This is a genomic window from Kitasatospora misakiensis (assembly GCF_042656005.1).
GTDB classification, from domain to species: domain Bacteria; phylum Actinomycetota; class Actinomycetes; order Streptomycetales; family Streptomycetaceae; genus Kitasatospora; species Kitasatospora misakiensis.
On the sequence record NZ_JBHSOF010000029.1, the window covers coordinates 55233 to 75617 of the forward strand.

The window sequence follows — 20385 nt, forward strand, 5'->3', positions numbered from 1 at the left end:
TCATGGACACCCCAGCACCCCCGCCCGGGCCCTACGACCTGCTCGGCGTCGGCATCGGCCCGTTCAACCTCTCGCTCGCCGCGCTCGCCGAGCCCGTCCCCGGACTGCGCACCCTCTTCTGCGACCGGCGCCCGGAGTTCCGCTGGCACCCCGGGATGCTCGTCGAGGGCGCGCGGATGCAGGTGCCGTTCCTCGCCGACCTGGTGTCCCTGGTCGACCCGACCAGCCCCTGGTCCTTCCTCAACCACCTGCGCGAGGAGGAGCGGCTGTTCCCGTTCTACTTCACCGAGCGCTTCCAGCTCACCCGGCGCGAGTACGACCACTACTGCCGCTGGGCCGCCGAACGGCTCGCCAACTGCCGCTTCGGCACCGAGGTCACCGCCCTGCACTGGACCGGCGACCGCTACCGCGCCGAGCTGCGCGAGAGCGCCACCGGGCGGGAGCGCACCGTCGAGGCGCGCAACATCGTGCTCGGCGTCGGCACCCGGCCCGTCCGGCCCGCGGCCTTCACCGGCCTCGACGGCCACCCGCGGGTCTTCCACTCCGCCGACTACCTCGACCGGCGCGACGGCCTGGCCGGCGCCCGGGACATCACCGTGGTCGGCAGCGGGCAGTCCGGCGCCGAGATCTTCCTCGACCTGCTGCGCCGCCACGACGGCGACGGCGTCCGGCTGCGCTGGCTCACCCGCACCCGGGCGCTCGCGCCGATGGAGTACTCCAAGCTCGGCCTGGAGCACTTCACCCCCGACTACACCCGGTACTTCCACGGCCTGCCCGAAAACGTCCGCGACACCCTGGTCGAGGCCCAGTGGCAGCTGCACAAGGCCGCCTCCGCCGAGACCCTCGCCGAGATCCACGACCACCTGTACGAGCGCACCGTCGGCCGGCCGGTCGGCGGCGCGCCGGTCGAGATCACGCCCGGCACCGCCGTCACGGACGCCCGGCCCGGCCCCTGCGGCGGGCTCGAACTCGACTGCCGGCACACCGACTCCGGCACCGGGCACGTCCTGCGCACCGACGCCGTGGTGCTCGCCACCGGCTACCGGGCGGCCCGGCCGGCCGCCCTGGAACCGCTCGCCCACCTGGTCGACTGGGACCAGGCCGGCCGGTACCGGGTCGACCTCGACCACCGGGTGGCCACCCGGCCGGAGCTCACCGGCGGGCTGTACGTGCAGAACGGCGAGCTGCACACCCACGGGGTGGGCACCCCCGACCTCGGGCTCGGCGCCCACCGGGCCGCGGTGATCCTCAACGCGGTGACCGGGCGGACCGTCCACCGGCTGCCCGCCCGCACCGCCTGGACCGGCTTCGCACCGCCCGCCCCGACGGCCGCCCCGACGGCCGCCGCGACGCCCGCCGCGCCCACGTCCGGGGCCGCTCCCGCCTCCGCCCCCGTTCCCGCCCTTCCCCGACCCCAGGAGTCGACCCGTGCCGCAACCGCCGGCCGCTGAACCGCCGCTGTACCTGCCGCCGCAGCTCACCGCCGGCCACTGGCAGCGGGCCGGCCGCGCACTGCTGGCCAAGATGCTCGGCGAGTTCGCCTACGAGGAACTCGTCACCCCCGTCGAGACCGGCGAGCCCGGCGGCCACCTCCTCGCCCTGCCCGGGGCCGAGTACCGCTTCACCGCGCGGCGCGGCGCCTACGAGAGCTGGCTCGTCGATCCCGACTCCGTCACCTGCGACGACCCCGAGGGCCTCGACCCGCTGCGCTTCCTCGTCCACGCCCGGCACACCCTCGGACTGCGCGGCGACACCACCGGCCACCTGCTGCGCGAGCTCACCGCCACCCTGACCGCCGACGCCCACCTGCTGGCCACCGGCCTCACCGCCGCCGAACTCGCCGACCTCGGCCACACCGAGCTGGAGGGCCGGCAGGGCGGCCACCCGTGGATCGTCCCCAACAAGGGCCGGATCGGCTTCTCCGCCGCCGACGCCGCGCGCTGGGCCCCCGAGGCCCGCACCCCGCGCCCGCTGCCCTGGATCGCCGTGCACCGCCGGCTCGCCGAGTACCGGGGCGTCCCCGGCCTCGCCGACCCCGAGGGGCTGTACCGCCGGGAGCTGGACGACTCGGCCGCGCTCCGCGCCCCGCTCGGCGCCGCCGCCGAGGACTACCTGCTGCTGCCGGTCCACCCCTGGCAGTGGGACGAGACCGTGGTGCCGCTGTTCGCGCCGTGGATCGCCTCCGGCGAGATCGTCCCGCTCGGCACCGACGGCGACCTGCGGCTGCCCCAGCAGTCGATCCGCTCGTTCTTCAACGAGAGCCGCCCCGAGCGCTGCACCGTCAAGCTGCCGCTGGCCATCCTCAACACCCTGGTCTGGCGCGGCCTGCCCACCGAGCGCACGCTGGCCGCGCCCGCCGTCACCGCCTGGATCCACGGGCTGCGCGACGCCGACCCGTTCCTGCGCGAGGAGTGCCGGGTGGTGCTGCTCGGCGAGATCGCCTCCGTCACCGTCGACCACCCGGTCTACCGCGAACTGCCCGAGGCGCCGTACCAGTACAAGGAACTGCTCGGCGCGATCTGGCGCGAGCCGCTCGGCCCGGCCCTGGCACCCGGCGAGCGCGGCCGCACCCTGGCCGCCCTGCTGCAGACCGGCCGCGACGGGCGGCCGCTGGCCGCCGAGCTGATCGCCCGCTCCGGGCTCACCCCCGCCGAGTGGACCGGCCGGCTGTTCGCCGCGATGCTGCCGCCGCTGCTGCACTTCCTCTACCGGTACGGGCTGGTCTTCTCCCCGCACGGCGAGAACGCCATCGTGGTCTTCGACGAGCGGGACGTCCCGGTCCGGCTGGCGGTCAAGGACTTCGTCGACGACGTCAACCTCAGCGACCAGGACCTGCCGGAGCTGCGCGGGCTGCCCGCCGAGGTGGACGCGGTGCTGCTGCGCGAGGACCCGCAGGGCCTGTGCCAGTTCCTGCACTCCGGGCTGTTCATCGGCGTGTTCCGCTACCTGGCGCCGCTGCTGGAGGCGCGGACCGGTCTGGCCGAGGCGGAGTTCTGGGCGCTGCTGCGCGCCGAGATCCTCCGCCACCAGCGGCGGTTCCCGGAACTCGCCGACCGGTTCGCGCTGTTCGACCTGTTCCGGCCGCGGATCGACCGGCTCTGCCTGAACCGCAACCGGCTGCTGCTGGACGGCTACGGGGACCGCCCGCACCGCCCGCACGCCGCCCGGCACGGCACCGTGCCCAACCCGCTGGCCGCCGGCGGGACGGCGCACCTGCCGCCGCAGCGGGACCGGATTGTCAGCCCCGCCCCGTAGGGTGGGAGGGTCATGACGAACGACTCCGAATCCCAGCTCCCCGCCGAGGACACCGACGAGGCCGGGAGCGCCGCGGACGCCCCGGTGGAGGCCGTCCCCCGCTCCCGTATCCCCGAGTTGCTGCAGGCCGCGGTTGCGTCCGTCGGCGGCGTCGAGCGCCCCGGCCAGCTCCGGATGGCCGAGGCCGTCGCGGACGCCGTCGACCACGGCGAGCATCTCCTGGTGCAGGCCGGCACCGGCACCGGAAAGTCCCTCGCCTACCTGGTGCCGGCGCTCGCCCACGGGGACCGCGTGGTGGTCGCCACCGCGACCCTGGCGCTCCAGCGCCAGCTGGTCGAGCGGGACCTGCCGCGCACCGTGGAGGCGCTGCACCCGGTGCTGCGCCGCCGCCCGCTGTTCGCGATGCTCAAGGGCCGCTCCAACTACCTGTGCCTGCACCGGGCCAACGAGGGCACCCCGAGCGAGGAGGGCGAGGGCCTGTTCGACCCGGTCGAGGCGATGGGCGGGCCCGCCGGCAAGCTCGGCCAGGAGGTGCTCCGGCTGCGCGACTGGGCGGACGAGACCGAGACCGGCGACCGGGACGACATGACCCCGGGCGTCTCCGACAAGGCCTGGGCGCAGCTCTCGGTCACCTCCAAGGAGTGCCTGGGCGCCAGCCGCTGCGCGTACGGCCAGGAGTGCTTCGCCGAGAAGGCGCGGGAGCGGGCCAAGCTCGCCGACGTCGTCGTCACCAACCACGCGATGCTCGCGATCGACGCGATCGAGGGCGCGCCGGTGCTGCCCGAGCACGGGCTGCTGATCATCGACGAGGCGCACGAGCTGGTCAACCGGGTCACCGGGGCGGCCACCGCCGAGCTGACCGTCGGCGCGGTGAACCGCGCGGTCAAGCGGGCCGCCCGGCTCGCCAACGAGAAGGCCGTGGACGCGCTGCAGGCCGCCGCCGAGAACTACCACGGCCTGATGGAGACCGCCCAGCCCGGCCGGGTCGAGGAGCTGCCCGAGTACCTCGGGTACGCGGTGACGGCGATCCGGGACGCCTCCCGGCAGGTGATCACCTCGCTCGGCGAGACCAGGGACAAGGGGCTCAGCGACGAGGACGCCGTGCGCAAGCAGGCGATGGCCTCCGCCGAGAGCCTGCACGAGACCGCCGACCGGCTGCTCCGGGACTCCGAGTACGACGTGGTCTGGATCGAGCGCAGCGACCGCTACGGGCTGGGCACGGCCTCGCTGCGGGTCGCCCCGCTGAGTGTCTCCGGGCTGCTGCGCGAGGGCCTGTACAAGGAGCGCTCGGTGGTGCTCACCTCGGCCACCCTCAGGCTCGGCGGCGACTTCAACGGCGTGGCCGCCTCGGTGGGCCTGCCCTCGGACGCCCGGCTGCCGGACGTCCGCACGCCGGGCGACAACCCGGAGGCGGCGGGGGCCGGCCTCGGCGACGAGCCGGTGCCGACCTGGCGGGGCATCGACGTCGGCTCGCCGTTCAAGTACCCCAAGCAGGGCATCCTGTACGTCGCCCGGCATCTGACCGATCCCGGCCGTGATCCCGAACGGCCGGACATGCTGGACGAGTTGGCCGACCTGATCGGCGCGGCCGGCGGGCGGACGCTGGGCCTGTTCTCCTCGATGCGCGGCGCCCAGGCGGCCGCCGAGGCGATGCGGGAGCGGCTGGACCAGCGGATCCTGCTCCAGGGCGAGGACACCCTGGGCGAGTTGATCCGCGAGTTCGCCTCGGACGCGACCACCTGCCTGTTCGGCACGCTGTCGCTCTGGCAGGGCGTGGACGTGCCCGGTTCGGCCTGCCAGCTGGTGGTGATGGACCGGATCCCGTTCCCGCGGCCGGACGACCCGCTGATGAGCGCCCGGCAGAAGGACGTCGAACAGCGCGGCGGGAACGGCTTCATGGCGGTCGCGGCCACCCACGCGGCGCTGCTGATGGCGCAGGGCGCGGGCCGGCTGGTGCGCGCGGCGGAGGACCGGGGCGTGGTGGCGGTGCTCGACCCGCGGGTGGAGACCAAGCGGTACGGGAGCTTCTTCCGCTCCTCGATGCCGGAGTTCTGGTACACCACGGACCGCAACCAGGTGCGCCGCTCGCTGGCGGCGATCGACGCCGCGGCGGCGCCGGTCCGGCCGGTGGTGAAGCGGGGCTGAAGCGGGCCGAAGCGGGGCTGAGACCGGCCCCGGACAGACCGGAGGGGCTCCGCGCGGTGTGCGGGGAGCCCCTTCCTGTCGGTGCCGGAGTGCGGGCGTGCGGGCGGTCGCGCCGGGGCGCGGGGCCGGTCGGTCGGAGCTCAGAGCCGGCGGAGGACCGCCACGACCTTGCCCAGGATGGTCGCGTTGTCGCCGTTGATCGGCTCGTACGCCGGGTTGTGCGGCATCAGCCAGATCCGGCCGTCCTCGCGCTTGAGGCGCTTGACGGTGGCCTCGCCGTCGATCATGGCGGCCACGATGTCGCCGTTCTCGGCCACCGGCTGGCGGCGGACGGTGACCCAGTCGCCGTCGCAGATGGCCGCCTCGATCATCGAGTCGCCGCGCACGGTCAGCGCGAACAGCTCGCCCTCGCCGACCAGCTGGCGGGGCAGCGGGAAGACGTCCTCGACCGTCTGCTCGGCCAGGATCGGCCCGCCGGCGGCGATCCGGCCGACCAGCGGCACATACGAGGTGGACGGGCGGCCGGCGGTCTCGGCGGTGTTCGGCCGGGCCACCTCGACGCCGCGGACCTCGTAGGCGCGCGGGCGGTGCGGGTCCCGGCGGAGGAAGCCCTTGCGCTCCAGGGCCATCAGCTGGTGGGCCACCGAGGAGGTGCTGGACAGGCCGACGGCCTGGCCGATCTCCCGCATGGACGGCGGGTAGCCCCGGCGCTGCACGGAGTCCCGGATGACCTCGATCACCCGCCGCTGGCGCTCGGTGAGCCCGGCCTCGTCGGTGCGGATGCCGGGCGGTCGGCCGGGCGCGGACCGGGTCGGCGCCGGGTGGGCGTCGTCCAGGGCCGGGGAGTGTTCGATGGGTTGGTCCGGAACGCGCCCGACTCCGGAAAGGCCCGGGCCGGAGAGACGATGTTCTTCGCTACGGTCCATGGTGACGTCCACACTCTGCTGATTCGTGGTGCGCTGCCCCACCTTGAGCTGGGAGTGTTCCTGCACCGGGATGGTGTTGCTTTCGACGGCGTTCACGGCTGCCCCTCTCGACGGCTGTCCTCTCCTTTTTCCAGCCCAACGCACCTCGTATCGAAAGGTTGCGCCAAACACACGTTCGAGTGAATTATTCGGGAGTTGGCTGACTCGATCAAGGCTTTGTTGTACATCGATTAAATGTTCGATCGGAGTTCGACTCCGGCAGTTTAGTCCGAGTCGACACGCCAGGGCCCCCGCATCCCTCCCAGGCCTACATGTAGTGGCTACAGTCCTCTCCGTGGCCCAGTACTTGTGGTCGAGGCCTCAAGATCGGGTTGCCTCCCGCACCCCCGGATCGCATAGACTCGACCAGTCCGCACGTCCTGCCAGGGAGGGATCCTCAGGTGCACTGCCCCTTCTGCCGGCACTCCGACAGCCGCGTCGTCGACAGCCGGACCACCGAGGACGGCAGTTGCATCCGCCGTCGTCGGCAGTGCCCGGACTGCGGCCGCCGTTTCACCACCGTGGAGACGGCCGCGCTGATGGTCATCAAGCGCAGCGGTGTCACCGAGCCGTTCTCCCGGGAGAAGGTCATCTCCGGCGTCCGGAAGGCCTGCCAGGGCCGCCCGGTCACCGAGGACGCCCTCGCCCAGCTCGGCCAGCGGGTCGAGGAGTGCGTGCGGGCCACCGGCAACGCCGAGCTCACCACCCATGACGTCGGGCTGGCCATACTCGGCCCGCTCAAGGAACTCGACGTCGTCGCCTACCTGCGCTTCGCCAGCGTCTACCAGGCGTACGACGGACTGGAAGACTTCGAGGCCGCCATCGCGGAACTCCGCGCCGAGCGGCCCGCTCCCGAGGCGGACGGTGCCTGCGTGCCCGTCGCCGCCGCCGCGCCCTAACCGGCCCGGCCCCCTCACCGACCCCTTCCCGGGGTCGGCGCACCCCCTTGGTCCCCCGGGGCCGACGTGTGCCCGAAAACGGCGCACAGACCATGACAAATCGTGCGTGGTGGGTGAGACCCACGCCTGCCCGCACATCGGAAGAGCGAACCGGTCGCACCCGGACTTTTCGGGTCGCACGGGGCGTTTGCCCAACCAGGAGGAGGAACAGAAGTGACAGACACCACGAGCGGTTCCGCACGCGGGTCCAAGTCCGACCGGACCGCGGGCAAGGGTGCCGGCAAGGCCCCCAAGGGCGGCCTGCGGATCGATCGCATCTACACCACCCCTGGCGTGCACCCGTACGACGAGGTCCGCTGGGAGCGGCGCGACGTCGTCATGACCAACTGGCGCGACGGTTCGATCAACTTCGAGCAGCGCGGCGTCGAGTTCCCCGACTTCTGGTCGGTCAACGCCGTCAACATCGTCACGTCCAAGTACTTCCGCGGCGCCCTCGGCACCCCGCAGCGCGAGTGGAGCCTCAAGCAGATCATCGACCGCGTGGTGCTCACCTACCGCGCCGCCGGTGAGAAGAACGGCTACTTCGCCACCGCGGACGACGCCGAGGTCTTCGAGCACGAGCTGACCCACGCCCTCCTCCACCAGGTCTTCAGCTTCAACTCGCCGGTCTGGTTCAACGTCGGGACCAAGCAGCCCCAGCAGGTCTCCGCCTGCTTCATCCTGGCCGTCGACGACTCCATGGAGTCGATCCTCGACTGGTACAAGGAAGAGGGCATGATCTTCAAGGGCGGCTCCGGCGCCGGCCTCAACCTCTCCCGGATCCGCTCCAGCAAGGAGCTGCTCACCTCCGGCGGCAACGCCTCCGGCCCGGTCTCCTTCATGCGCGGCGCCGACGCCTCCGCCGGCACCATCAAGTCCGGCGGCGCCACCCGCCGCGCGGCCAAGATGGTCGTCCTGGACGTCGACCACCCGGACGTCGAGGCCTTCATCGAGACCAAGGTGAAGGAGGAGGAGAAGATCCGCGCCCTGCGCGACGCGGGCTTCGACATGGACCTCGGCGGGGACGACATCGCCTCCGTCCAGTACCAGAACGCCAACAACTCGGTCCGGGTCAGCGACGAATTCATGACGGCCGTCGAGAACGGCACCGAATTCGGCCTGCGCGCCCGCCTCACCGGCGAGGTCATCGAGACCGTCGACGCGAAGAAGCTCTTCCGCAAGATGGCCGAGGCCGCCTGGGCCTGCGCCGACCCCGGAATCCAGTACGACTCGGTCATCAACCACTGGCACACCTGCCCGGAGTCCGGCCGGATCAACGCGTCCAACCCGTGCTCCGAGTACATGCACCTGGACAACTCCAGCTGCAACCTCGCCTCGCTCAACCTGATGAAGTTCCTGCGCGACGACGACTCTTTCGACGCCGCCACCTTCGCCAAGGTCGTCGAGCTGGTCATCACCGCGATGGACATCTCCATCTGCTTCGCCGACTTCCCCACCGAGAAGATCGGCGAGACCACCCGCGCCTACCGCCAGCTCGGCATCGGCTACGCCAACCTCGGCGCCCTGCTGATGGCCACCGGCCACGCCTACGACAGCGAGGGCGGCCGCGCCCTGGCCGGCGCCATCACCTCCCTGATGACCGGCACCGCCTACCGCCGCGGCGCCGAACTCGCCGGCGTGGTCGGCCCGTACGACGGCTACGCCCGCAACGCCGCCCCGCACCAGCGGGTCATGAAGCAGCACGCGGACGCCTCGGTCGCCGCCGTCGCGGTCGACGAGCTGGACGCCCCGGTCTGGGCCGTCGCCACCGAGACCTGGCAGGACGTGCTGCGGATCGGCGCGCAGAACGGTTTCCGCAACGCCCAGGCCTCGGTGCTCGCCCCGACCGGCACCATCGGCCTGATGATGGACTGCGACACCACCGGCGTCGAGCCGGACCTCGCGCTGGTCAAGTTCAAGAAGCTGGTCGGCGGCGGCTCGATGCAGATCGTCAACGGCACCGTGCCGCGCGCCCTCAAGCGCCTCGGCTACCAGGACGAGCAGATCGAGGCGGTCGTCGCGTACATCGCCGAGCACGGCAACGTGGTGGACGCGCCGGGTCTGAAGGCCGAGCACTACGAGGTCTTCGACTGCGCGATGGGCGAGCGGGTCATCTCGGCCATGGGTCACGTCCGGATGATGGCCGCGATCCAGCCGTGGATCTCCGGCGCCATCTCCAAGACGGTGAACATGCCGGAGTCCGCGACCGTCGAGGAGATCGAGGAGATCTACTTCGAGGCGTGGAAGATGGGCGTCAAGGCGCTCGCCATCTACCGCGACAACTGCAAGGTCGGCCAGCCGCTCTCCGCCAAGAAGAAGGACGAGGAGAAGAAGGCCGACGAGGCTCCCGTCGCGGTCCAGAAGGTCGTCGAGTACCGCCCGGTCCGCAAGCGCCTGCCCAAGGGCCGCCCGGGCATCACCACCTCCTTCACGGTCGGTGGCGCCGAGGGCTACATGACCGCCAACTCCTACCCGGACGACGGCCTCGGCGAGGTCTTCCTGAAGATGTCCAAGCAGGGCTCGACCCTCGCGGGCATGATGGACGCCTTCTCGATCGCCGTCTCGGTCGGCCTCCAGTACGGCGTGCCGCTGGAGACCTACGTCTCGAAGTTCACCAACATGCGCTTCGAGCCGGCCGGTCTGACCGACGACCCGGACGTGCGGATGGCGCAGTCGATCGTCGACTACATCTTCCGCCGCCTGGCGCTGGACTTCCTGCCGTTCGAGACCCGCTCGGCGCTCGGCATCCACTCCGTCGAGGAGCGCCAGCGCCACCTGGAGACCGGCTCCTACGAGCCGCTGGAGGCGGAGGAGCTGGACACCGAGACGCTCGCCCAGTCCGCCCCGGTGACCGCCAAGCCCGCCGCCGCCCCGGCCCCGGTCGCCGCCCCGGCACCGAAGGCCACCCCGGCGCAGGCCCACAACTCGACCGAGCTGATCGAGATCCAGCTGGGCCTGAACGCCGACGCGCCGCTCTGCTTCTCCTGCGGCACCAAGATGCGCCGGGCCGGCAGCTGCTACCTCTGCGAGGGCTGCGGCTCCACCAGCGGCTGCAGCTGAAAACGGGCGGAATTGCGTCTGATGCATCACTGAGCATCGGCTGCTGAGATCGTAGACCTGCAGGTAGACGAGGGGATCACCCACCGGGTGGTCCCCTCGTTGCCGTGTCTGACCTGCGGCGCTCTGACTTGGGCGTAACCGATGCATCGATGTTGCGTTGAATGCATCGTGACGAGAACGGCAAACCTGCCCGGATCGGCGTCGCTGGTAATGGCCTCGGGTGTCGTGCACCTCGACCCGCCGCCGGCGGTGTTCAGGGCGATGCTTGAGGGCTGGGCGGTTCAGCAGCGAACCCGGTTCCTGAAGGCCACGACGATCCAGGCCCGCATTGAGCTGGTGAAGCGCTTCGCGGCCTACACCAACCAGTACCCATGGCAGTGGCAGGCGGCCGAGGTGGAAGCCTTCATCGATCACCTGCGCTCGCAGTCGCACCCGATCGTGGTTTCGACGGCGCGTGGCTACCAGAACACGCTGCGGCTGTTCATGGAGTACGTCACCGACTCCCGCTATGGGTGGCAGCGCTTGTGTGAGGACGAGTTCGGACAGGTTCCGACGCAGATCCTGCACGAGTGGAACTCCGTCGCACACGTCACGGAGTTCGAGGGGGATCCGCGTCGGCGCCCCTTGACCTACGACGAGGTCCAGGCCCTGTTCGATGCTGCGGACGGGCGAGTGCAGGAGATTCGGGACCGTGGCCGAAAAGGCGCTCTCGCTGCGATGCGGGACGCCGCACTGCTCAAGACGGTCTATGCGTTCGGGCTGCGTCGGCGTGAGGCATGGGGGCTGGACCTGACGGACCTTCGTCACAACCCAAAGGCCGTTCAGTACGGCCGCTTCGGGGCCTTGTTCGTGCGCTGGGGCAAGTCGTCTCGGGGGAGCCAGCCGAAGCGGCGGACCGTGCTGACAGTGCCGGAGATGGACTGGATTGTTCCGGTCCTTGACCAGTGGCTAGACGAGGCCCGCCCACTGTTCAATCCGGGGAAGCTCCCGGCCCTGTGGGTGACCGAGCGCTGTGATCGCCTCTCACGCCGGTCGGTCAATGAGGCGTTCGTAGATGCGCGAGACGCCGCTGGCCTTCCAGCAGAACTGGACTTGCATTGTCTGCGCCACTCGTACGTCACGCACTTGATCGAGTTCGACTACCCCGAGCGGTTCGTCCAGGACCAGGTAGGCCATGAGTATGCCTCTACGACTGCGCTCTACACCGGGGTCGGCGATGAGTACAGAAACCGTCTGCTGAAGCGTTCGCTGGAGCGGCAGGGCAAGCTGTGGGGTGCATCGTGATCCGCAAGATGGGTTACCACTGGCACCTACGTCAGGTCATGGCCGAGCGTGGCATGTTCGCCACTACGGACCTGGTGCCCCTGCTCGCCGAGCGCGGTGTGCACCTTTCCCGGGAGCAGGTCTTCCGCATGGTCACCCAGGCACCACAGCGGATGTCCATGGATACTCTTGCGGCGCTCTGCGACATCCTGGACTGCCAGGTGCAGGACTTGATCGAAATCACCGTGGTCCACCAGCAGTTGCGGAAGACGGGCACCGCCGCGCCGACCAATGCAGCGCCGGAGATCCGTCGAACCTCCATCCGGCGTCCGGAGGGACTGTGAGCATCCCGGCGGAGATCCGGACCGCCCTTGTAGACACCCTTCACACCCTCCTGCCTGCGGCTGACACCGGCTATCTCGCGGCGCGGTTGGACGAATTGCGGGTCCGTCGCGCAGGCGCCAGTGAGTTGCTGGTCTACCTCCAGACGCATCCTGACGCCCTCATCTCGGGGAAGTCGGATGGCCCGGCCTCTCGGCTACGGTTGCTGGACTCCATGGCCGCTGACCATTCAAGTGTCCGACGCGCCCGCTGTGTCGCCTGTGCCCGGGAGAAGGCCCTCCGGCATCTAGCGGAGGATGGCCGCTTCTGCACCTACTGCTACTGCCAACAGCACCTTCGCCCCTGCACACGCTGCGGCGAACTCCGGCAAGTCGCCCGGCGAGATACCGATGGGCAACCGGTCTGCCAGACGTGCCTCCAGCGAGACACCTCCTTCTGGGAGGAATGCTCTGTCTGCGGCAGGACAAGACGAGTGGCTGCACGACGGGACGGAAGCCCAATGTGCCAAACCTGTTTGCCGCGTCGCCCTCGGCCATGCTGCTCGTGTGGCCGCGATATGCCTGTCCACGCAGTCACTGACAACGGACCCTTGTGCTCACGTTGCTACCACCTCGCCCGTGTAGCCGAGTGTGAACACTGCGGTCGGATCCAATCGAGTGTCCGCCGAGACAGGGCGACGGGTGCCAGGCTGTGTGGCCGCTGTTGGGTTCCACCCGTGCTCGTCTGCATCGACTGCGGACAACAGCGGCGTTGCCGAGACGGGCTGGCGACGGGCCAGCCGCGCTGTGGGTCTTGCCGCGGGCGCGGTCGACCCCGAAAGCTCTGCGCATCGTGCAACAAGGAACGGCGGATCCATTCCCGCCTTCCTCTCGGCAATGTCTGCGGCTCGTGCCACACCAAGATCCGACACCGCCCGGCGGCCTGTGCCCAGTGCGCGGAACGCCGCCCGCTCATCGGCCTCGACGCCTCCGGACAGAAAGTCTGCGGTCCGTGCGCTGGCGACGCCCGCGAGTGGATCTGCACGCGCTGCGGCCGCTTCGACGCCCTTTTCTCCGACAGACAGTGCCCGCGATGCGTTGTCGAGCGGCGCCTGCGGAGCCTTCTGTCCGACCAGAACGGGCAGGTCCGGCCCCAGCTCGAACCCCTCCTCGCTCTCCTGACCACTGAGTCCGACGCCTACCAGGTCTTGCTACTGCTCTATCGCGCCGAGTGGCTGAGCCTTCTGGGCCGCCTCGCCCGCGAGCACGAGGAGATCACCCACGCCGTCCTCGACGACCTTCCGCCCCGACAACACGTCCACTATCTGCGACGCGCCTTGATGGCCTCCGGGATTCTCCCCGACCGCGACGAGTACCTCGACAGTGTTCCCTCCTGGCTGGAAGCCATGCTGGCCAAGCAGGCACCGCACATCGCCCGGCTCATCCGCCCCTACGCCTCATGGTCCGTACTGAGGCGGGCACGCAGCCGCAGCCAGCATCACGAATCCACCCCGAGCGTTCGAAAATACGCACGGGCCCGCATCCTCATCGCGATCAACTTCCTGACCTGGCTCGACGGGTGCAACCTCACTCTGGGGACAGCAACCCAAGCACATGTTGACGCCTGGCTGGACGGCGGAACCACCACGCATAACCGCCTTCGGGACTTCCTCCTTTGGGCTCACAGCCGGCGGCTCGCCGCCGAACTCGCTGTTCCCTGGCTTGGAAGCCGAGAAGATCCCGAAGAAATTCTCACCGACGACCACCGCTGGCAACTGCTACGGCAATGCCTGAGCAACGAGGAGATCCCGCTGCAACTGCGGGTTGCCGGGAGCCTCGTCCTCCTCTACGGCCAAGTACCCCAGCACATCGTCAGGATCACTCGTCCGCAGCTCACCAGGAAGGGAGCGCACACCTACCTGACCCTTGAGCAGAGCCCCATGCTTCTCCCAACGCCGCTGGCTGACCTATTCCAACGACTCTCCGCCGAACCGGTCACCAGCCGCTCCGCCCTGCACGGACTGGGCATGGACAGTCAACTGCTTTTCCCCGGCACTGGCCCCGGAGGCGGAATGGACCACGGACGACTCACACTCAAGCTCAATCAACTCGGCATCCGGGTACGCCCGGCCCGCAACGGCGCCTTGTGCGCACTGGCTAGCGACCTACCCGCTGCCGTTCTTGCCGACCTCCTTGGTATTCACATCACTACCGCCGTCCGCTGGGTCAGACTGGTCAAGCGTGACTGGACCAGCTATCTCGCCTCTCGTGACTCTTCGACGCAGGTGGGAGGCTAAGGTCTGTCCATGGAGCCTGCGGGCAGAGGTATTTGGCCGAGTTGGGCGCGGTTAGGACCACGGGTCGTCGCAGCCAACTTCGGTGTCAGGCGTGTCGGGGTGCAGCATGGCGCGTAGGCAGCGGTGCAAGCCGCTGCTTCTGCCGTTCTCGACTGCGCGCATCCACGGCAGCGGTGCCATCAGCTGAACTGTCTCGTCGGTCGTGAGGTCGTCCAGCATAGTGCGTAGCTCGTCCGGGATCGGCTCGTCGGTGAGGCACATCCACCCCAGCGCGGCGCTCACGCGTACCTCGGGCGGCCGTGCGGGGTCAGACCAGCAAGCCTGAATCCACGCCGTCGTCTGCGACTCCCGGTGCGCCCGGGCCAACTCCGCGATTGCCAGTACCAGGCCCGCGCATACGGCCGGGTCGTGCTCGGCGAGCAAGCGGGCGTGGAACGCGGTGAGGATGTCCTGCGCGCGGCCGGAGGCGGCCGCCAGTACGTAGGCACTGGCGATGCGCACCGTGACCTCGGGATCGTCGAGGAGAGGCAGAAGGAGGTCCGTGTCTGCGGCGATCGCGTAGCGGGAGGCCTGCACTGACCAGTTCTGCAGGTATCCAGTGACCTCGAACGACCATTCGCCATCGCCGCGGAACCGCAACATGTCAGCACGCGTGCACACACCCTGGTGCCGCATGCGCGCCCCTTCGGCCGCCACGGCCAGAGCCTCGGCGTGGCCGGCCTCCGAGGAGGCTCCGACCCGGATCAGGAAGGGCACCGCTGGCGCCACCGCCGCCCTCATGTCGTTGGCACACATGCCGATGAGCATGCCGAGGGCGCCGTGGACGGCGGCAGGTTCGCCCGAGCGCAGCCGCTCCAGGTTCTCTCGAACACGGATGCCGTCCGGGAACCGGTCCCATGGCACCTCCTCCAGCAGGAATCCGTCCTTGGCCTCGGGCCGGATACCGGCCACTACTGCACGGACGTCGAGGGGTCCTCCAGCCTGATCCAGCGGATCCCCGTCCACGAAGGCTCGTACCACTGCCCGGTATGCCGGGTCGTTCTCCCACCAATGCACCCCGCGACCTCCACGGCATTTCCTCCGGCAGACGCATGGCGCTGAAGGACCGGATCGAACGTGTGGCTGATCATGCCAGCAGCCGCGGACAGCGCCCTGTGGCGGCAGCACGCGAGCGCTCGGAGGCCGTAGCGGCACAGGATTAGCGCAGGCCAGGAATAAGTACGCTCCGCCAGTAGCGGAGCCCGCACCTCGGGGTGAGGTGAGCGACCGCTGAAGGCGGGGCGAGGACAGGTGATGTCCTCGCCCCGCCTTTTCGGCTTTCCGTCAGCTCTGGTCGACACCCCGAGGGTGCGGGCGGCAGGGCGGCAGGGCGGCAGGGCGGTGGAGGTGGCGACGGGGTGAGGGGATGGGGATTGACTGGTACACGGAGCGTGGCTGGAAGAGACTGACCGTCAAACTGTCAGTTGAGCACATCGTATGAATGGATATGATCGGCCGACTGCGTGAACCGAATCACCGCCCGGAGACGTTCCACGACGTCGGCCGGGCGGTCGCGCATTCGCCCGACTTCTGCCGAGGACACCGCACCGATGACAGAAACCTCCAGCCCCGACAGTGGGCTCCGCCGTCGAGCCGACGTGCGTACCAAGGCCCTGGTGGCCGCCGCCGCCCTGCTGGCGGCGGTGGCCGGGCCGGTCGGGGTGATGCGGGCCTTCGACGCCGGGCAGCCGCTGACCGCGGCCGCCGTGGCGGCGGTCACCGTGCTCTGGCTGATCGCCGTCCGGCAGGCCGGCAGCGCCACCGAACGGGCCCACCGGCTGGAGCGGGAGCTGAGCTCGACGGGCGACGACTCGATGGCGGCCCTCATCGTCGCCGGCGCGGCCAAGCAGAGCGAGACGGCCGCCAAGGCCAGGGCCGCCGCCGCGGAGGCCGAACGGGACGAGGCCCGGGCCGGGCTGGCCCGGGCCGAGGAGGAGGCCGCGGCCGCCCGCGCCGAGGCGGCCCGGGCCCGGGCGGAGGCCGCGACCGAGCGCGCCGAGCGGGCCGCCCTGGACCGGCTCGCTGACGAGGTACTGCCCGAGGTGGTGAAGCGGTTGCGGAGCGGTGCCACCGTGGACGCCGCGCTGGCCGCCCACCGCGACCACCCCCAGCGCGCGCTGCTGCGCGCCGTCGCCGAGGAGGTCGGCCGCGGCGAGCGGCTGCGGGCCGCCGCCCTGGCGGTCTGCGCGACCGCCGCCGGCCGGGTGCAGGCGCTGGCCACGAGCATGCACGCGGAACTGCGCGAGATGCAGCACCGGCACGACGAGGAGGTCCTCGGCGACCTGCTGCGCCTGGACCACTCGACCGCCCAGGCGGGCCGGATGGCCGACAGCATCGCGGTGCTCACCGGCGCCCGCTCCGGCCGGCGCTGGGGCAGGCCGATCGCGGTGGAGTCGGTGCTGCGCGGCGCGCTCGGCCGGATTGGGGCCTACCAGCGCGTCCGGCTGCACAACGCGAGCACGGCCGCGGTGGCCGGGTTCGCCGCCGAGGGCGTGATGCACGCGCTCGCCGAACTGCTGGACAACGCGACCACCTTCTCCGCCCCGCCGGCCGAGGTGCACGTCTACGTCGAGGAGGTGCCGGCCGGTCTGGCGATCACTGTCGAGGACAGCGGCCTGGGCCTGAGCGACAGCTGGCTGCGCCGGGCCGAGCAGGCCGTGTCGGCCGAGGCGCTGGACCTCACCACACTCTCGGCGGGCACCCGGATCGGCCTCGCGGTGGTCGGGGTGCTGGCCCGCAAGCACGGGTTGCAGGTCTCCTTCCGGCCGTCGGCGCGCGGCGGCACCGGCGTGGTGATGCTGATCCCGCAGCAGCTGGTCAGCCACCCCGCGACGGTGCCCGCCCCGGTGCCCGCGCCGGTCGAGCGGGCCGTCGCCGCGAGCCCGCGCCCCGCGCTGACGCCCGCGCTGACCCCGTCCCGTCCGGCTCCGGCCGCGCCCGTCGCCGCCCCGGTGCCGGCCACCCCGGTGCCGTCCGCCGTCGTCCCCGAGGCGGCCCGGAACACCGACAGCGGCCTGCCGCAGCGCCGCCGCGGCCAGACCCTGACCGCCGCCTCCCCGGCGGCGGCCCCCGCCGAGCGGCCCGCTCGTCCCGACGGGGTGAGCGCCGCGGCCCGGTTCGGCGCCTTCCGCCGGGCCGCCCTGCCGGCCGCGGACGCCCCCGCCCCGGCCACCGGTGCCCCCGCACCGGCTGTCGACACCCCGGCCATCGACACCCCGGCCACGACCGCCGGTGCCCCCGCTTCGGCCCGCGACACCCCGGGAACCCGGTCCGCCACGGACCACGCGTCCGACGCCTCCCCCGTCACCGAGAAGGACTTCTGATGAGCAGTGCCACCGACCGCGACCTCGACTGGCTGTTGGAGAACCTGCTGACCAACACCCCCGGCACCCGGCACGCCCTGGTGCTCTCCGCCGACGGCCTCAAGCTCTGCCACACCTCCGGGCTCGGCAACGACCAGGCCGACCAGCTCTCCGCGATCGCCTCCGGCCTGCAGAGCCTGGCGCACGGCGCGTCCATCGAGTTCGGTGACGGCACCGGCGGTGTGCGGCAGTCGATGACCGAGTTCCACGGCGGCGTGCTCTGCATCGTGGCGGCCGGCGAGGGCGCCCACCTCGCGGTGGTCACCGACGAGGACGCCGACGTGGGCGTGGTCGGCCACAACATGCACGGGCTGATCGAGCAGATCGGCGTCCACCTCAGCGCCCCGGCCCGCGAGGGCGACGACGGGGCGGAAGGCCCGGTGGACGACGGGAGCGCCCGGGCATGAGCGGGCCCGGGGGGAACACCGACGGACGGAAGGTCGGGGCGGGCCGGGACGACGACCCGGACCGCCTGTACACCATCACCCGGGGCCGCAGCCGGGCCCCGGAGAACGCGTTCGACCTGGTCACGCTGATCGTCGCCGAGCAGGAGCCGGCGCCGGGCATGCAGTCGGAGCACACGCGCATCCTGCGGATGTGCGAGGCGCCGATCGCCGTGGTCGAGGTCGCCGCGGAGCTGGCGCTGCCGGTGTCGGTGGTGAAGATCCTCCTCGGCGACCTGCTGGAGGCCGGGTCGATCACCGCCCGCCACCCCCGGTTCGCACCGAACAAGGCCCGGCTGCCCGATCTCGACACGCTGAAGCAGGTACTGCATGGACTCCAACAGCTCTGAGGGCCAGGACCCGCGTCCGGGCGGGTGGACGCCGCTGCGCCGGACCGCCGACAACGCGCTGAAGGTCGTCGTGGTCGGCGGCTTCGGCGTGGGCAAGACCACCCTGGTCGGCGCGGTCAGCGAGATCCGTCCGCTGAACACCGAGGAGACCATGACCAGGGCCGGGGAGGGGATCGACGATCCCACCGGCGCCTGGGGCAAGCGCTCTACCACGGTCGCCTTCGACTTCGGCCGGATCACCCTCTCCGCCAGCCAGGTGCTGTACCTGTTCGGCGCGCCGGGGCAGGAGCGGTTCTGGTTCCTCTGGGACCGGCTGTTCTCCGGCGCCCTCGGGGCCGTCGTCCTGGTGGACACCCGGCGGCTCGCGGACTCCTGGTACGCCATCGACCGGCTGGAGCACCACGGCACGCCCTTCGTCGTCGCCCGCAACAACTTCGGCGACCCGACCCACACCCTGGACCAGGTTCGCGAGGCGCTCGACCTGTCGCCCGAGGTGCCGCTGGTGGACTGTGACGCCCGGGACCGGGAGTCCAGCAAGCAGGTGCTGATCGAGCTGGTCCGCCACCTGACCGCCCGGGTCGAGGCCGAGGCGGCGGGCACCCCCGTCGTCGTCGCTGCCGCCCCCGTCCTTGAGGAGAGCACCCCGTGACCCAGCCCGCCGCCACCCCGCCGCCGGGCTGCCCGGCGCACGCCGGCGCCACCCCGTTGTACGGGCCGCGCTTCCAGACCGACCCCTCCCAGGTCTACCGGGAGATGCGGACGGCGCACGGCCCGGTCGCACCGGTCGAGCTTGCCGGCGGCGTGCCGGCCTGGCTGGTCATCGGCTACCGCGAGCTCCAGCTGGTGACCGGTCAGCCGCAGCTGTTCGGCCGGAACTCCACCCGCTGGACCGGCTGGGCGACCATCCCCGAGGACTGGCCGCTGAAGCCGATGATGGCCCCGGTGCCGTCGATCATCTACGCCGAGGGCGAGGAGCACGTCCGGCGCTCGCGGGCGGTCACCGACGCGCTGGCCGCCGTCGACCCGTACGAGCTGCGCAAGCACTGCGAGGAGCTGGCCGACCAGCTGATCGACGAGTTCGCCGGGCGCGGCGAGGCCGACCTGGTCGCCGAGTACGCCCACCGGCTGCCGCTGCTGGTGCTCTGCCGGGTGCTCGGGGTGAGCGAGGAGCAGGCGCCGGTGCTCATCGACGGGCTGCTGACCATGCTGGACGGCGGCCCCGACGCGGCCGCCGGCGCGCAGCGGCTGCTCGCCGTGATGCAGGAGGTGGTCGAGGAGAAGGCCGGGTACCCGGGGGACGACGTCCCCTCGCGGATGCTGGCGCACGAGGCCGGGCTGAACCACGACGAGATCATGCGGGACCTGCGGGTGATGCTGATCGCCGGCCACCAGCCGACCTCGTACTGGATCTCCAACGCGCTGCGGCTGATGCTCACCGACGAGCGCTTCGCCGCCTCGCTGTCGGGCGGGCGGCGCAGCGTCAGCCAGGCGCTGAACGAGGCGCTCTGGGAGGACACCCCGACGCAGATCTTCGCCGGCCGCTGGGCGATCCGGGACACCCAGCTCGGCGGGCAGCGGATCGCCGCCGGGGACATGCTGCTGCTGGGCTACGCGGGGGCCAACGCGGACCCGTCGGTGCGGCAGGCGGACGGCCGGCCGGCCGAGGGCAACCGGGCGTACCTGAGCTACTCGTACGGCGAGCACGGCTGTCCGTTCCCGGCGCAGGAGGCGGCCGAGGTGATCGCGACGACGGCGGTCGAGGTGCTGCTGGACCGGCTGCCGGACCTGCGGCTGGCGGTGGCGGAGCACGCGCTGGTGTGGCGGCCGTCGGCCTGGGTGCGCGGGCTGGTGGCGCTGCCGGTGTCGTTCACCCCGGGGTACGCGGGCTGAGCCCCGCGCACCCGACCTAGGGCCTGTCCGGCCCGCGCGGCCCGGGCGCCCGATGGCA

Annotated in this window: 15 protein-coding genes; 13 read left to right on the forward strand and 2 right to left on the reverse strand. The window is 71.4% G+C overall.

Annotated elements, in window-relative coordinates:
• The first annotated feature begins 2 nt into the window (after positions 1–2).
• From ACFP3U_RS21700 to ACFP3U_RS21710, 3 genes are read left to right on the forward strand one after another with little or no spacing between them, the layout of a single operon-like run.
• Positions 3–1451: a lysine N(6)-hydroxylase/L-ornithine N(5)-oxygenase family protein gene (locus ACFP3U_RS21700; protein WP_380227247.1), complete on the forward strand. Its 1449-nt coding sequence runs from the start codon at positions 3–5 to the stop codon at positions 1449–1451.
• On the forward strand, positions 1429–3255 hold the full coding sequence (locus ACFP3U_RS21705) for an IucA/IucC family protein (RefSeq protein WP_380227248.1): 1827 nt from the start codon (positions 1429–1431) through the stop codon (positions 3253–3255). Before ACFP3U_RS21700 ends, ACFP3U_RS21705 begins: the two co-directional genes overlap by 23 nt.
• A gap of 12 nt (positions 3256–3267) precedes the next feature.
• Positions 3268–5400 (forward strand): ATP-dependent DNA helicase, encoded by a 2133-nt coding sequence (locus tag ACFP3U_RS21710; protein WP_380227249.1) that lies wholly within the window; start codon positions 3268–3270, stop codon positions 5398–5400.
• Between the two features lie 140 nt (positions 5401–5540).
• Here the strand turns inward: ACFP3U_RS21710 and lexA are convergent, their stop codons facing one another.
• Positions 5541–6422, reverse strand: coding sequence for a transcriptional repressor LexA (gene lexA / locus ACFP3U_RS21715; RefSeq protein ID WP_380227250.1), 882 nt, complete (start codon positions 6420–6422; stop codon positions 5541–5543).
• Positions 6423–6766: 344 nt separating this feature from the next.
• On the opposite strand from lexA, the gene nrdR reads away from it, so the two are divergent.
• The 5 genes from nrdR (at position 6767) to ACFP3U_RS21740 (ending at position 14243) form a co-directional block, all read left to right on the forward strand.
• Positions 6767–7264, forward strand: coding sequence for a transcriptional regulator NrdR (nrdR, locus tag ACFP3U_RS21720; RefSeq protein ID WP_380227251.1), 498 nt, complete (start codon positions 6767–6769; stop codon positions 7262–7264).
• Positions 7265–7477: 213 nt separating this feature from the next.
• Positions 7478–10363: a vitamin B12-dependent ribonucleotide reductase gene (locus tag ACFP3U_RS21725; RefSeq protein ID WP_380227252.1), complete on the forward strand. Its 2886-nt coding sequence runs from the start codon at positions 7478–7480 to the stop codon at positions 10361–10363.
• A 210-nt stretch (positions 10364–10573) separates the two neighbouring features.
• On the forward strand, positions 10574–11647 hold the full coding sequence (locus tag ACFP3U_RS21730) for a tyrosine-type recombinase/integrase (RefSeq protein WP_380227279.1): 1074 nt from the start codon (positions 10574–10576) through the stop codon (positions 11645–11647).
• The gene (locus tag ACFP3U_RS21735) at positions 11644–11970 is read left to right on the forward strand and encodes a helix-turn-helix domain-containing protein (RefSeq protein ID WP_123563495.1); all 327 of its coding nucleotides are present in this window, start codon (positions 11644–11646) and stop codon (positions 11968–11970) included. Before ACFP3U_RS21730 ends, ACFP3U_RS21735 begins: the two co-directional genes overlap by 4 nt.
• A 713-nt stretch (positions 11971–12683) precedes the next feature.
• On the forward strand, positions 12684–14243 hold the full coding sequence (locus ACFP3U_RS21740) for a hypothetical protein (protein ID WP_380227253.1): 1560 nt from the start codon (positions 12684–12686) through the stop codon (positions 14241–14243).
• A 51-nt stretch (positions 14244–14294) separates the two neighbouring features.
• On the opposite strand, the gene ACFP3U_RS21745 is transcribed toward ACFP3U_RS21740, so the two are convergent.
• Complete coding sequence (locus ACFP3U_RS21745; RefSeq protein WP_380227254.1) at positions 14295–15299, reverse strand: hypothetical protein; 1005 nt, start codon at positions 15297–15299, stop codon at positions 14295–14297.
• 533 nt (positions 15300–15832) lie between these two features.
• On the opposite strand from ACFP3U_RS21745, the gene ACFP3U_RS21750 reads away from it, so the two are divergent.
• The 5 genes from ACFP3U_RS21750 to ACFP3U_RS21770 are packed head-to-tail and all read left to right on the forward strand — an operon-like array spanning position 15833 to position 20327.
• A complete protein-coding gene (locus ACFP3U_RS21750) occupies positions 15833–17605 on the forward strand; it encodes a sensor histidine kinase (RefSeq protein WP_380227255.1) in 1773 nt (590 codons plus the stop codon).
• The gene (locus tag ACFP3U_RS21755) at positions 17605–18051 is read left to right on the forward strand and encodes a roadblock/LC7 domain-containing protein (protein ID WP_380227256.1); all 447 of its coding nucleotides are present in this window, start codon (positions 17605–17607) and stop codon (positions 18049–18051) included. The genes ACFP3U_RS21750 and ACFP3U_RS21755 overlap by 1 nt, the downstream gene beginning before the upstream one ends.
• Positions 18048–18437, forward strand: coding sequence for a DUF742 domain-containing protein (locus ACFP3U_RS21760; RefSeq protein WP_380227257.1), 390 nt, complete (start codon positions 18048–18050; stop codon positions 18435–18437). Before ACFP3U_RS21755 ends, ACFP3U_RS21760 begins: the two co-directional genes overlap by 4 nt.
• Positions 18418–19086 (forward strand): GTP-binding protein, encoded by a 669-nt coding sequence (locus ACFP3U_RS21765; protein ID WP_380227258.1) that lies wholly within the window; start codon positions 18418–18420, stop codon positions 19084–19086. The genes ACFP3U_RS21760 and ACFP3U_RS21765 overlap by 20 nt, the downstream gene beginning before the upstream one ends.
• A complete protein-coding gene (locus tag ACFP3U_RS21770) occupies positions 19083–20327 on the forward strand; it encodes a cytochrome P450 (protein ID WP_380227259.1) in 1245 nt (414 codons plus the stop codon). Before ACFP3U_RS21765 ends, ACFP3U_RS21770 begins: the two co-directional genes overlap by 4 nt.
• The last annotated feature ends 58 nt before the right edge of the window (positions 20328–20385 follow it).